This window comes from Qingrenia yutianensis (genome assembly GCF_014385105.1).
GTDB lineage: Bacteria > Bacillota > Clostridia > UMGS1810 > UMGS1810 > Qingrenia > Qingrenia yutianensis.
Window position 1 is genome coordinate 146753 of sequence record NZ_JACRTE010000001.1, and the last position, 14098, is coordinate 160850.

General features: G+C 42.5%; 7 protein-coding genes. 5 read left to right on the forward strand and 2 right to left on the reverse strand.

Annotated features, from left to right (window positions below; translation table 11 throughout):
* Positions 1 to 19: 19 nt before the first annotated feature.
* Positions 20 to 2662, reverse strand: coding sequence for a sensor histidine kinase (locus H8706_RS00715; protein WP_262431095.1), 2643 nt, complete (start codon positions 2660 to 2662; stop codon positions 20 to 22).
* Entirely contained in the window at positions 2649 to 3395 is a 747-nt protein-coding gene (locus H8706_RS00720) for a response regulator transcription factor (RefSeq protein WP_178348433.1), read from the reverse strand. Before H8706_RS00720 ends, H8706_RS00715 begins: the two co-directional genes overlap by 14 nt.
* Positions 3396 to 3644: 249 nt before the next feature.
* On the opposite strand from H8706_RS00720, the gene H8706_RS00725 reads away from it, so the two are divergent.
* The 5 genes from H8706_RS00725 (at position 3645) to H8706_RS00745 (ending at position 14003) form a co-directional block, all read left to right on the forward strand.
* Positions 3645 to 6311, forward strand: coding sequence for a hypothetical protein (locus H8706_RS00725; protein ID WP_178348434.1), 2667 nt, complete (start codon positions 3645 to 3647; stop codon positions 6309 to 6311).
* Positions 6312 to 6330: 19 nt separating this feature from the next.
* Positions 6331 to 7269 carry a hypothetical protein gene (locus H8706_RS00730; protein WP_178348435.1) on the forward strand — a complete coding sequence of 313 codons (939 nt, stop codon included), beginning with the start codon at positions 6331 to 6333 and terminating at the stop codon, positions 7267 to 7269.
* A 105-nt stretch (positions 7270 to 7374) separates the two neighbouring features.
* Positions 7375 to 7965, forward strand: coding sequence for an S-layer homology domain-containing protein (locus H8706_RS00735; RefSeq protein ID WP_262431096.1), 591 nt, complete (start codon positions 7375 to 7377; stop codon positions 7963 to 7965).
* A 5-nt stretch (positions 7966 to 7970) separates the two neighbouring features.
* Positions 7971 to 10553 carry a hypothetical protein gene (locus H8706_RS00740; RefSeq protein WP_262431097.1) on the forward strand — a complete coding sequence of 861 codons (2583 nt, stop codon included), beginning with the start codon at positions 7971 to 7973 and terminating at the stop codon, positions 10551 to 10553.
* A gap of 15 nt (positions 10554 to 10568) precedes the next feature.
* Positions 10569 to 14003: a sugar-binding protein gene (locus H8706_RS00745; RefSeq protein ID WP_262431098.1), complete on the forward strand. Its 3435-nt coding sequence runs from the start codon at positions 10569 to 10571 to the stop codon at positions 14001 to 14003.
* Positions 14004 to 14098 lie beyond the last annotated feature (95 nt).

Sequence of the window (14098 nt, forward strand, 5' to 3'; positions counted from 1 at the left end):
TTAGTAACTGCCGTTTTTGCTATGTTTCGGGATTGTCTTTAAATTTTATTGTGACCGACGAGCCGGTGCCGAGCTCGCTTTCGATAAGCAAATCCGCATTGCCGCCCCACAAAAGTTTTAATCTTTTGTATGTGTTGCAAATTCCTATGCCTTTTCCCGTAAGACTTAAATCCTTGCTTGTAAATTTGTTTCGGAGTTTTTCAAGTTCTTCGTTTTTCATTCCGCAGCCGTTGTCCGATATAACAATAACAATAAAACCGTTTTGCGCATAAATTTTAATTTTTATAACACAGTTTTCAGATTTGTTGTCAAACGCGTGGAAAAAGCAGTTTTCCATGATCGGCTGGAGAATGAGCTTGAGCGTCTTGCGGTTGAGAAGATTTTCGTCAATATCCCATATAAATTTAAATCTTCCGGGAAAACGTATATCCCAAATAGAGAGGTAATTTTTTGTGTTTTCTATTTCGTCGCCGAGAGATACGGTTTCGTTTGCACGGCTTATGGAATATCTGAAAATTTTCGATAAATTTCCTATAACCTTGCTTGTGGAAAAATCGCCGTATTTAAGCAGGTTGAGGTTAATCATTTCAAGAGTGTTGTATAAAAAGTGGGGGTTAATCTGCTGTTGGAGCGCATTCAGTTCTGCCTGAATTTTAAGCGCATTCGCGCGTTCTTCTTCCCGCATAAGCGAGAGCTTATCTTCGGTGATTTTCTTGATATGCCGTATCATTTTGTTGTAAACGTTCAGCATTTCCTCAATTTCGTTCGTTTCGTCCGATATTTTATCGAGCGGATATTCCGATGCCTCTGCGGCAGACATTGCGCTTTTCACTCTTTCAAGCGGACTTAAAAATTTTGACGAGTATCTCCACGAGATAAGCAGAACAACCACAAGAAGTGATAAAATCGCAAAAATATCGAGGCTGATGGTGGTGTAAATACTGCTTTTAAGTTTGGATACGCTTGTGAAAGTGTATAGCTTCCAGCCGAAATTTTTGTAATCGGAGGTGAATACAATTTCAGGCGAATTGCCGTTTATAAGCTTTTGTTTTTTCGCGCTGTCTATAAGCGTGCTCTGGAAAATTGTGTTTCCGCGCAAATCGACCAGCATATAGCCTATATCTGCATTCGCAACCGAAAAGCTCGGCGCTTCCATTTTAAAAATTATAACCTCGTATGTACCGGCATATGTTCTTGTCATAAGTCCGATTGCGCTGTCGCCGAAAAGGTCGGTGGGAATATAAACGAGCGCTTTTTCGCCCGGTGCGTTTCTGCACGCCTCTGAAACGCGCGACACAAATTTCGGGTTTATGATTCCGACCTGACTTTCGTTCGGTATGCTTACAAGATTATATTTTGAGTCGAGCGTCACTTTGTACTTTATGCGGGTCAAAAAATCGTCGCTGATTGTTTCGCCGTCAAGGCAAAATGCGTTTATGTAAAAGTCGAAATTATCCATAAGCTGCTGCGAAAGCTGACGGTGCGACACCTGCGCTTTGTCTTTTATAAAGCGGTTTGACATAAGGTTAAAGGTTGTAAGATACATCGCCGACGAAACGATTGCCGGCAAAAGAATTGCAAAAATCATTGCGTAAAATATATTTTTGCTTATGTCCGAGCGCGGTTTCGCCGAATGGGGCAGACTCAAATAATCAAAGTTTTCAATTTCGTCGCTTTTGTTGTTAAGATAGAAAAATCCGTTGAGTATGCTGTACGGCTCCATAATGCGGTTTGCGTATTTTTCGGAAACGGCAAATGACCATTTGACGAATGCAAAGCACAGAAGAAGCATTGTGCCGATAAACAGAAAATCGGCAAAATTATAGTGAAATCTGCTCTTTATAACGGTGGTGAACATTGATGTTGTATGTACCGGCAGATTTTTTGTGCTGTTTTTTTCATATACGCTGTTAACGGCAAAATCGCCGCCCTTGGTATAAAAAGCAGTATTTGAATTGTCGAGGAGTGCAACGCTTGAATTTGTAAGCCCGGTATCGGCAAAAATATCGTCGAAAAAAGAACTGTTGTATATTATTATGCACAAAACGTCGTCTTTAATGGTGTAATATGTAATTTTGCCGTCCAGCTCATCCAGCATTTTTTCATAGTCCGATTTCATAGTATCGGGAACTTTGATATCTTTGTAATCATTTTTATCAAAAACAAAAATACGCTGGTAGTTAAGCGTAAAAGCGTTGTTTTCAAAATTCTGAATAAGGGGCAGATATTCAAGCTCAAGTTTGCCCATTGACGAAAAAGTTTTGTGAAGATAACTTACGGAAAACTGATTCGGGTTGCGTCCGATAAGATAATATCCCTCGAAATATGTTTCCGAAAGTACAGAATTTTCAATGGTTTTCTTTATTTTGTCATACCGCTGACCGTTTTCGGCAGGCGGAGCAAAAACCAGGTTATCACGGCAGAAAGAAAGCGCCGACGAACTTCTGAAAAGCTCTATAAGATTGTCGGTTTTGACATTTAACGTGTCCGCCTCGGAAAAATAATGATATTTCTGAAATTCCAGCGTTTGCCGATAGCTTGTAAATTTTGTTTTAAGATATGACGACGAAATGGTCACAAACAAAAACGCCTGCACGCAGATTGCGAGTATGCGGATTAGAAGCATTATTTTTTTGTGATATGAATTTTTAGTCGTTTTCACTGTGCTCACTCCTGAAAGTATAGGGGGTAAGACCTGTCTGTTTTTTGAATGCAAAGGTAAAATATCTGGGGTTTGAATATCCGACCGTTTCGGCAATTTCGTTTATTTTGTAGGCAGGGTTTTTAAGGAGCTTTTTCGCCGCGTCAATGCGCAGTTTTGTCAAAAGCTCGGTAAAGCCTATGCCGACTTCGGTTTTTATAACGCGTGAAAGGTATGTCGGGTTTGAATATATGTGCGACGCAACGTCGGTAAGCGTAATCTGTTCGCTGTAATGCTCGTTCATATATTCAAGCGCGGCGGATACGATATGATTTTTTGAATGTGCACCGATTTTTATGGCGCTCTGCGTCTTTTCAAACCGCTCATCCAGCCTTTTTGTCATCTCGCTGAACGTTTCTTTCCATTCGTCAATGTCGATGGGTTTTAAAAGATAGTTGAAAACATCATTTTTAAGACAGTGTTTTACAAATTCAAAATCATTATAACCCGAAAGCGCCGCGATTTCAATATTTTTGTTGTATTCCTTAACAAGGCGTATAAGTTCCAGCCCGTCCATAAGAGGCATCTTTATATCGGTAAGAAGAATATGCACCTCGTTGTTTTTAATGTATTCATATGCGGCGCGTCCGTTTTCAACGGTTGCCGCAACGCTGATGTTAAACTCCGCCCAGTCAAGATATGACAGTCCTTCTCTGATATTCGGTTCGTCGTCGGCGATAAGAAGCTTATACATTTTTACCTCCAAAGTTTCATAGTAGCTACATTATATATTTTACACGAAAATTTTTTCATTGCAAGATGTTTTATAGAAATTATACAATAAAATATTTGAAAATGATAGTCATTTTGCCGATTATGTAAAAATTTATGAACAAAAGCAAAATTTTATACGTTGTGGATATTGCGTGACAATGGTATAATTTTAATATAAAATACTGCACGTTTTTGTGCAAACATTACAATATATAAGGAGAATGAGAAGATGAGAAAATCACTTTGCTTGCTTATTGCAATCGCTGTTATGATGTCGTGCACACTTAACGCCTTTGCAGTAACAGAGCTCACCACTTCAACCGGAATGGAAACAATTCGTATTGACGGCAGAAACGGTAAGTATTTCTATTATGACCCGTTAACCGGTAAAGTTTCGGCTGATTCATCAACAACCGCGACGGGGCTGGGTGATCTTATTATGCCGACAAAGGAAAATTCTGCATATGCGTTTACTGCAGAAACAAACGGCACTGTTTATCATTATCAGGTGCTTGATGAAACTGTAGTTGACGGTGAAAAGCAGTATTTTATATACTGCAATGACCTTTACGGTACAAACCCCACGGCGTATCCGACAAATGTGTTTGACCCTGATGTGGAGGGGACTATTGCAAACTGGCTCAATATATCCTTTTTAAACGGCGAGCAAGGTGACGGAATGGTTGCGCTTGATGAAAACATAAAAGGTCATATAGTTCAGCACGACTGGCTTGTTGAGGCAAACAAAAATGCGCCGGAAGGTTATCCGACGACTGACTATTCGGTAAACTGCAAAATTTCTCTTCTTTCAATTACCGAATATGCAAAGTATGCTAAAAAAATCGGTTGGGGTGCGTATGTAAATGGTACGATGACTTCGGGCGGAATTCATATATTTTTCAGATCGCCGGTAGGTAACCGGACAAATTTAAGAACTTTATACGCACAAAGCGGTTGTACAGCTAATGTTGCGTCTTCGTACGCAACAGCGCAAATACGTCCGGCATTTTATATAAGTGAAAATTATTTCAGAGAAAACAAACTTACGGGGTACGGCAATTTTGTTTCGGCAATTATAAAGGAAAACAACACACGCGATTCGCTTAAAGAACTCGGATATTCCGATGAAGAAATCAATGGAATCTTCACTGATGAATCCCTTACTTTTGACAGCGTAACTGTTTCGGGTGACGGACTTATCGGCAGCGAGCTTTCGGTTTCGGCGGTATATTCCGACGGCGTTGAAGAAAAATGCGACACTTCGGCGGCGATTATAAAATGGTATGAATCTGCAACGGAAAACGGAGAATATGCTAAAATCGGCGGCGCTGAGGGTGATACTTATACAATCGGCGCGTCGGACAGCGGAAAATACATAAAAGCGTCGGTGACTCCCGTTTCGCTTGACGGTTCGCACGGTATCGAGAAAATATCGGACAATGCGGTTAAAGCAAAAGGTCATATAAATGCGGTTGTTCCGTCAGTTCTTACCTCCACAACATCATTTTACACAAATGACGGTCGTATTTCGGCACAAAGTCCCGAAAATGAATTTGTGTCCAAGAATGATGACGGTGAGTTTACATATTCACTCTTGAATACCGATATAAAAGACGGTGATGTTGCTTTCCTTGTCTTTTCAAACGATAACTATGGTGATGTGAGTACGGTAAGCGAAATTTTCCATACAAACAATACATTTAATCCCGACGACAAAACAAACATTGCACACTGGCTCAATAACGAATTTTTAAACGGTGAGGGAAGTGCACAGAACGGAAACAAGTCAGTATTTGATCAAACCGCAGCGCAGTATGCGCTTGTAAACGACTGGTATGTTGAGGGTAATGGTTGCGGTGAGAACGCAAATTATAAAACCACCTCTGTTACACAGAATGACTACACAGCAACCTGTAAAATTGCGCTTTTGTCGTATAGTGAATATTTAAAATATCACGACAAAATCGGTTATAAAGCAACTTCAACCATTGCGAGCTCCGGTGACAGAACACTTCTTCGTTCACCACATACAGGCAGAGCTTATACGATGAAGTTTTTCGGTTCGGGTACAGGCAGTATTTCAAATCAGAATATGGCGAACGAGCTTAATTCAGACGGCAGTGTAAAAAACGAATATTCATTCTATTTTGAAACCAACCCGGTTGTTATCCGCCCGGTAATGTATTTGAGCGTTGATTACTTTAAAAATGCAAAGCTTGCAAAAGCGGGCGAAAACGTTAAAAAGACAATCAGAGAAAATATTCCGAAAAGCGAGCTTTTGGGACTGTATACCGAAGATGAGCTTGTAAGTATTTTGGGATATTCCTCCGACAGCACGGACGTTTCGGACGCGGTTGTTTACGGTATTGCGGCGGTAGGCGAAACGCTCGGTGTTTACTATGATGAGTCAACTCTCCCCGAAAATGCGAAAGTTACGGTACGGTGGTATGTTTCGGACAGTGCGGACGATGCAGGCAAACAGGAATTTGAAGGGATTCGCTGCACAATTCCGTCAAATTATGAAGGTAAACACATTACCGCGCATTTTGACGTTACCGACAGTGCGAGCGGAGAAAAGCTTAAATCCGAAAAAATTTATGTCGGAAAGGTGAGAAGCGCACAGAGTGTAAGCGCAGTTTATACCGTAGTCGACGACAGGAATGTATCGTTCACAATAAAAAACACTTCCGGGGACGATACCAAAACAGCGCGCACAATCGTTGCCGCGTTTGACGAAAACAATGTGATGCTCGGCATCGAAGGCAAATTATACAGTCTTTCGGCAGCGGTCACCGACAAAATTACCATAAATGAAGTTAACAATGCGGCGTTTTACAGAATTTTGATTTTAAACGCAGATGATAACAGTCCGCTTTGTGCTTTGACGCTGCGATAGGAAAGGAGATTTATAAGGTATGACAATAAAGAAAAAAATATTTACGGCGGTATGCTCGGCGCTTGCAGTGCAGACGGCTTTTGCGGTCTGCTTTGCCGAAATTGAATTCAGACCCGAAAACGGCGGATATTCGCTTGTCGGCACAAACGAGGCTTGCGACGGAAATTATTTGTCGGTTATTGTCGAGCATAGCGACGGCACCGCAACGGTTACCGATCATGCGTCGTATGCCGTGATTGACAGGAACGGAAATTTTAACTACCGTTTCGCATTAAAACCCGACGCGGTATCGGCGGATTACACCGTTAAGGTTTCCGCACCGAACAAAGGCATTATTTTCACAACTCCGTTTTCTCACGCGGATGAAAACAAAAAAGCTGAAATCATAAAATATTTAAACGGAGAAAAAATGCCGGCTGACGCACTCTCCGAGGCGGTTAAGTATTCTATGGTTTCGTATCCCGAAAACAGGCGCGACACTTTCCCGCCGAGCTGGACGGAAGATTATAAAAAGCTTGTTTATTCGCAGATTGCCGAGCACGGCTTTACAGATGCGAACTACGCGCTGAAAATCAATCAGATTTATGCGGTGACCGAGCTTGCGTTTGCAAATGGTGAAAATATATCGGAAATTATTACAAGAAATATTGATTATTTGGGATTTAAAGATTTTTCGGATTATTATAGACGATATACCGAGAATACATCCGGCATAAACGCATTAATACTTAAAAACGAGTTTAAAAACATCTTAGATACGCAAAGGGTGTTCAAGGAGGTAACGGTACTCAATGAAATCAATAAAGCGTCCTCGCCGAGTGCGATTGTGACGGTCATTGACAACAATTCCGGCCTTTTCGACAAATCGGTTACCGACCTTGACGGCAACAGTAAAATTTCACTTGCCGGAAAGATACTCGACGCAAGGGAAAAAGGCACAATTTTAACAAAAATGTAGGAGGTTAAATCATATATTCCGTCAGAGGACGGCAAAACTCCCGGCGGTTCAACTACACCGTCAAAGGGTTCGTCAAGCTCGGGTTCGGGTACATCCGGCTCAAAAATGACGGTTGTTCCGGGCGGAAACATTACCGATGAAAAAGACGAGCTTATGAGCTTTGCAGATATTAACGAAGCAAAATGGGCAAGAGAAGCTATTGAAAGCCTTGTTGCGAAAAACGTTATAAAGGGTTACGAGGACGGCGATTTTAAACCCAACGCAAACATCACGCGCGAGGAATTTGTAAAAATCGTTGTCGGCGCGTTCGGCGTTGAAGTTTTAGAGAGCGAAAGCGTATTTGACGATGTTTCAAACGACAGCTGGGCTAAAGATTACATCACCGCGGCAAAAAACGCAAAAATTATAAACGGAATAAGCGAAAATATTTTCGGACTGGGCAGAAACATTACGCGTGAGGATATGGCGGTTATGCTGGTAAATGCGTACGAGGCGAAAATCAGAGCAATAAACGACGGCATGCACGCATTTGCAGATGACGCACAAATTGCGGATTATGCAAAATCGGCAGTTGCAAAGCTTTACGGCGCCGGTGTGATTTCGGGTTATGAGGACGGCACGTTCCTGCCGAAAAACAACGCAACCCGTGCAGAGGCGGCTCAAATGGTTTATAAGATACTAAAAATAGGGGAGTAGAATAAATGAATAAGAGAATAACAGCATTTATAACAGGAATTGCTATGTTGCTTACACTCTGCGTCTGCACTTCGGTTTTTGCCGAAAATGACAGTGCCGCGGCAAACGACGCTGCATATGACGAGGCAGTAACCCTGCTTTCCGCACTCGGCGTAAACAGCTTGTCGGCAACCGACAAAAACGTTACCTATAATGTGTTTTACGACGCACTTTCAAACATTTTGTCACAGGGCGGTGCGGCGCTTGATATTTCCGACCTTACGGGTATTTCGTTCAGCCGTACGTCGGGCAACACAGGTCTTACATACGAGGACGCGGTGCGCAGTCTTGTAAACCTTTTGGGATACAAGGCGCAGACAGACCCGGCGAACGGAAGTTTTGCGGTTTATGCCTCGATTGCAGGCAGAATAGGCCTCCTTTCGGACGTTGAGAATGCTGACGGTAAAACAATAAACGCACGAAACACGGCGGTTATGCTCAAAAACGCGCTCGACACCGATATGCTCCAGGTTAAAACCCTCGGCACAAAGATAAGCTATGAAACCGTAAAAGGCGAAACGCTCCTTTATGTTTACAGAGGAATTAAAAACGACGAGGGCGTTGTTGAGGCAAACGGATATACTTCGTTTTTCTCGCCCGACGGTATGGGCAAAGACCGGGTTAAAATCAACGGCATTATGTATGAGGACGAGAAAAACTCGGCAGGCGATTTAATCGGCTATGCGGTTAAATATTACTATTACGACACTGGCAAAACCGACAAAATTGTGACAGCGTATAAAAATGACGAGTTAAACGGTGTTATTGAAATCAACGGCAACTTTACGGGACTTGAGGGCAGAAAAGTTTACTATACAAATGCTAACGGCAAAGAGAAAAACGTTACAATCCCCGGCAGTGTGCCCGTAATTTACAACGGTGCGGCGCTTTCGTCGTACAAAAGCTCGGTGTTCGATTTCTCGGACAGCTGTGCATATCTTATTGACAATGACAACGATGGCAAAATCGAAGTCGTTGTAATTTGGAAAAGTACGGAATATTACGTTAACAGCGTTGATACAATTCTTACAAAAATTCACGACGGAATTGGAAATCAGCTTATAGATTTGAGCGAGTCGAGCGAGTTCGACCGCATAAGATTTTATGACGAAAACGGCAACAAAACAACGTTTTACAGCATCGGTGCAGGTGACTTTCTCACCGCGTATATAAGCAATGACGGACACCTTTTCGACGCGTACGTTTCAAAAACTTCGGTTGACGGCAAGGTTATTGAAATCGGAAAAGATAACACCGACAGAATGTTTGTTACAATCGGCGAAAACGAGTATTTTATGACAGACAGTTTTTATGCCAAGGAAAAAGATAATCTTCTCCTCGGCGTTTCGGGAACGTTTTATTTAAACCGCGACGGAAAAATCGCGCACGCGGTTTACACCGACGGCAAAATGGACTACGGTTATCTTACATATATTGACTACGAGGACGGTCCCAGAAGCCCGATTTCGGGAAGAATATTAAAATCTGACGGAAAATTCGGTCAGCTTGAGATTAAAGAAAAGGTGAAAATTGACGGTAAAAACTATACCTCGTCCAAAACCGCACTTGAGGCATTAAGAAACGCGGTAACGGCAAGCGGAACGGGCGTTATACGCTACGATGCCGATGATGACGGAAAAGTTTATGTGGTAGACACCGCATACCGTTCGGAATACGAGAGCGGCAACACGCTTTTCTCGTTCGGTCCGAAGTCGGCGGCATCATACACTGCCGCAACGACACTTTTCCCCACAAAATTCAGACTTGACGCAAAAAATACGGTGCTTTTCTTTGCACCGACCGACGCAAATCTTCAGAGTGAAGACAACTTCGGTGTGGGTGACCCGTCAATGCTTAAATCAAATGCAACACATATTGTTCAGGGATTCGGCACCGACAGAAAGAATTTTATTCCCGAAGTTGTCGTATGTGATGAGAGCTTTATTCTTGACAACAAAATTATAAGCTCTACAGCCTCGTATGTTTTCAAAGAGGCTAAAAAGGTACTTGACGAGGACGGCAACGAAACGTATAGAATCAAATATTTTAAAACATACAATCCGAAAGAAGCATATTGCTCCGAATTGAGCGTGTTTGAGCAAAGCGGCATAAAAAGCGGTGACGTATTTGTGGGACTATTTAACAACAAGGGCGAATTTTCGAGAATGCTCAAAATTTATGACGCAAAAACACATACGCTTGATTTAAGTTATTATGAGTCAGAAGGTATATCAACCGCAAGCTATTCCTCATACTGCTACCAATTTGCAGGATATATTTACTTTAACAACGGAACGACAATCGGTGTTTGCACCGACGACCCTGCGACAATTACCGATATGGGCGACGGAAAAATCACATGGTTTAAAATCAGCGATACTGTCGGCACGCTTATCGACAGCTCGTACAAAGAGAGCGACGCGCGATATATGAGAAGACTTGCGGGTATTGAAATGAAAGATTATGTTCGCTACGGCAGCGACTGCGCAAGATGTTATGTGAGGGTTGACAACAACAGTACACAGCTTGTTGCGGTATATCAAAAGTAGGAGTGTGAGCTTAAAATGAAAAAAATCTTTGTTTTGCTTTTTGTGTTGCTTATGCTTTCGCCTGCGGTATATGCCGAAAAATGCGAGGTCAGCGTGTCGGTGCCGAAAACTTTTTTGAGTATTCAGGATTTCGGCAAGGCATACATTACCGTTTCGGTAACAAACAAAGGCAGTGAAAATACAGAATACGATTTATCGTATGAAATTTTAAACTACGAAAACTACGGCGGAGAACACAAAATCGGCAGTTTGAAAGTTTCGGCAGATTCAACCGAAACGCTCAACGTTACCGATGATTTTCCCAAAGGCTCTTATGAAATTCAGGTTACCGCGTCAAACGGTGACGAAAAGTATACCGCAAGCACAAAAATGGCGGTTATGGAGCCGAGCAAACCGCAGTTTATGGACGAATATACCCGTATCGGCGTGCATACCTCGCTCGCCGTTGCGGACGTAACGTCTACAAACCTTGAAACATCAAGAAAAAATGCGTATATCGCAGTAAAATTCACCGAAACGCTCGGCTTTATGTGCGTGCGTTACGGTCAGGCAATTATGTGGCGTTATATCGAATCGGACGACGGCGAATTTAAAGATTACATCGTTCCGATGGACTATCTTAACAACATACGCGCACAGTCGTTTTTGGGTATTCAGCCGTACCGTCCAAGCAACGGCCCGGGCGGTGAACACGGACAGACGTCCAAAACACCCGAACAAATTCAGAGAAACATTGACTATATGTTAAAAAGACTTCGCAACGATTACCCGAAGATTAAGTTTTTCGCGGAGTTCGGAAACGAACCCGACCTTAACAAATACTTCCCCGGCAACGACAAATACGGCATAATGTATCTTGACCTTGCGCGCCATATTTCGCTTGCGTTAAATGACGAAACAGACGATTTTTCACTTGTCGGCGGTGTTACGAGCGGAGGAAACAACGCAAAGCAGTATTTAAAATATATGTATGAGCAGGACGGTTATAAATATTTCGACGGTTTTTCGTATCACCCCTATATGAAAGCGTCAACGGTTGACTCGCGCTATGATTCGTTTACCGAGGGGTACGAGAGTGCGTCGGACGGTGTCGGCGGCTGGGTTCAGAAAAAAATCACCGAAATCGGCTGGGATGGAAAATGGGTTGCGGACGAGTCGAGCCGCAGTCATTATGAACGTTCGGAAGATGTGACGAAACTCTATCTTAAAACGTATCTGCACGATATTGACACGACAATTTACTATGCGGCGGTATCGACAGGTCTGGGACTTCAGCTCGGCGCTAACGACTTTGAGGTTGCAACTCCCACAAGTATTGTTGCGGCAAACTGCACAAAAATGCTCAATGCGGCGCAGTATGTCGGCGAATATCCAATATGTGAAAACTCGCAGTGTGCAATGTTTATCCGTGACGGCAAACCGTTTATGGCGGTTTGGATTCCGGGTGACGAAACATATACACTCAAATTCAACACACCGGTTACCGTTGAAGATATGTACGGCAATATTACCGAAAAGGATGTTACTGAAGTTGTTATAAATTCCGACGTTAAGTATATCTACGGTTTCGGTTTGGATTATGTTTTCGACACGGCTTATTCGGTAAAAGAGAAGGTTATTGAAAAGCTTTCGGAAAAATACGGCGGAAAATTTGACAAAACCGTATTTGACGGGTTAAAGGCACTTTCGGCTGATGACATTGCAAAAGAGCCGTACGAAGCATTGCAGATTTTCTACAATGTCGGCGACAGACTTATTGATGATTTTATAAACGGAAAAACAAATTTCGAGCTTAAAGAACTTTCGGAATTTTTGTCTGATTTAAACAAACAGGGCGAAAAAATCGCAAACGTTTACGGCATTGCATACGGTGATAAAAACTTGCCTGTAAGCGGAAAATACAACGAAGTTAAGAGTGAAGTTAAAAAGCTTAAAGACGGCGAAAAACACGCGCAAATTCTCTACACCGAGAAAATGCTCGAATATTCGCGCATTTACTACAGCAAAGCAAACGACGCGAAAAGCCGTGATTACGACGTTATGCGCGCACCGATTGCAAACGCGAACAGTTTCCTTTCAGAGCGCGTTGCAGCCTGGGCGGAAAAAATTCTTCCGTTCCAGAAAGTTGACTACACAATCGGCATTTTGTCGCACGCACTTCCCACAACGGCAAATTTCTATTCGCTTGACGAATATGTTGAAACGGAATATGAAGTTTACAATGAGCGTTCCATTCCTATTGACGGTGAAATTATCGTTGAAAACGGCGAGGGCAGACAAATGGGCGAGAGTATACCGCTTAAGCTTGACGCAGACGGATACACAAAAATGACGCTTAAAGTGTATAACGACAAAAGCACAAAAACCTCCGACAGATATTTAATAAAAATCGTTCAGAACGGCGAAGTTTTAAACGAAAGATGGTTCCCGATTACGCGTCAGCTCGCGGTTAAAGCAGAGCTTATGCAGGCAGAGGGCACGTTTGACAATCTTGAACACATAAACGTTAAAGTTACAAACGTTACACCTTACCCTGTTGACGGAACTGTTGAAATCACATATCTGCCCGAGGGCTGGGAGCTTGAAAAAATGTCGGAAAGCTACACGGTCGGCGCAGACGAAACAAAAATCGTAAGCTTTAAAATTCTCTTAAAGAAAAAGGTTGCGTTTAACAACTATGTAATAGGCGTAAAAGTGTCCGACACAAGCGGAACGGAATTTTTGAACGTTAAGAAAGGTCTTAACTTCCCGTTTGTTGTTTCAACGTCCAAAGCGATTGACATTGAGTCGTTTGACGGTGACATTTCAGACTGGGCAGACGCATATCCGCTTTATGCAGGCGGTATTGCAGACGCAGCAACAAAGGAAAACTGGCGCAAAGAGGACGTCGGCTCAATCACTTATATGAAGCATGACAATAATTATATTTATGTTATGTCCACGGTTTACGACAGTATTTACAACCAGCAGTTCACCGGCTCGAACTCGTGGAACGGCGACAGTATTCAGATGTATATCGACCCGCTCAACAACGGCGGAACATCACCGCAGGCAGACGACTACCAATTCTATGCCGCGTATACCAAAAACGGCAATGAAACGGGCGTTATGAACGTTAAAGCAGCTGAATACACGGCTTGCAATGAAAATATTAAAGTGCTCCGTGACAACTCGCTCGGAATTTCTCGTTACATTATAAGAATTCCGTACAGCTCGGTTCAGCCTCTCAAACCGAACGACAAATTCAGGTTTAATGCTTGCTTTAACGATTCGGATATTGAGGTTCGCCACAAGGTTGTCGAAATTACCGACGGTTTGAAGGTCGGCGGTAACGGCAGAGCGCCGTCAAAATATTATGAATATACGCCGTGCGACCCCGAGAGAGCAGCAGACACACCGTTTGAGGACGCGCTTGTTGACATTACAATGCGTCACAGCTTTGTTGACTGATATTTTTTATAAAAATGTAAAAAATTATGACTAAAACAAAAGTTTGTTACGTTGTGCATAATGTATGAAAACAGTATAATTAAATTAAGATGAAA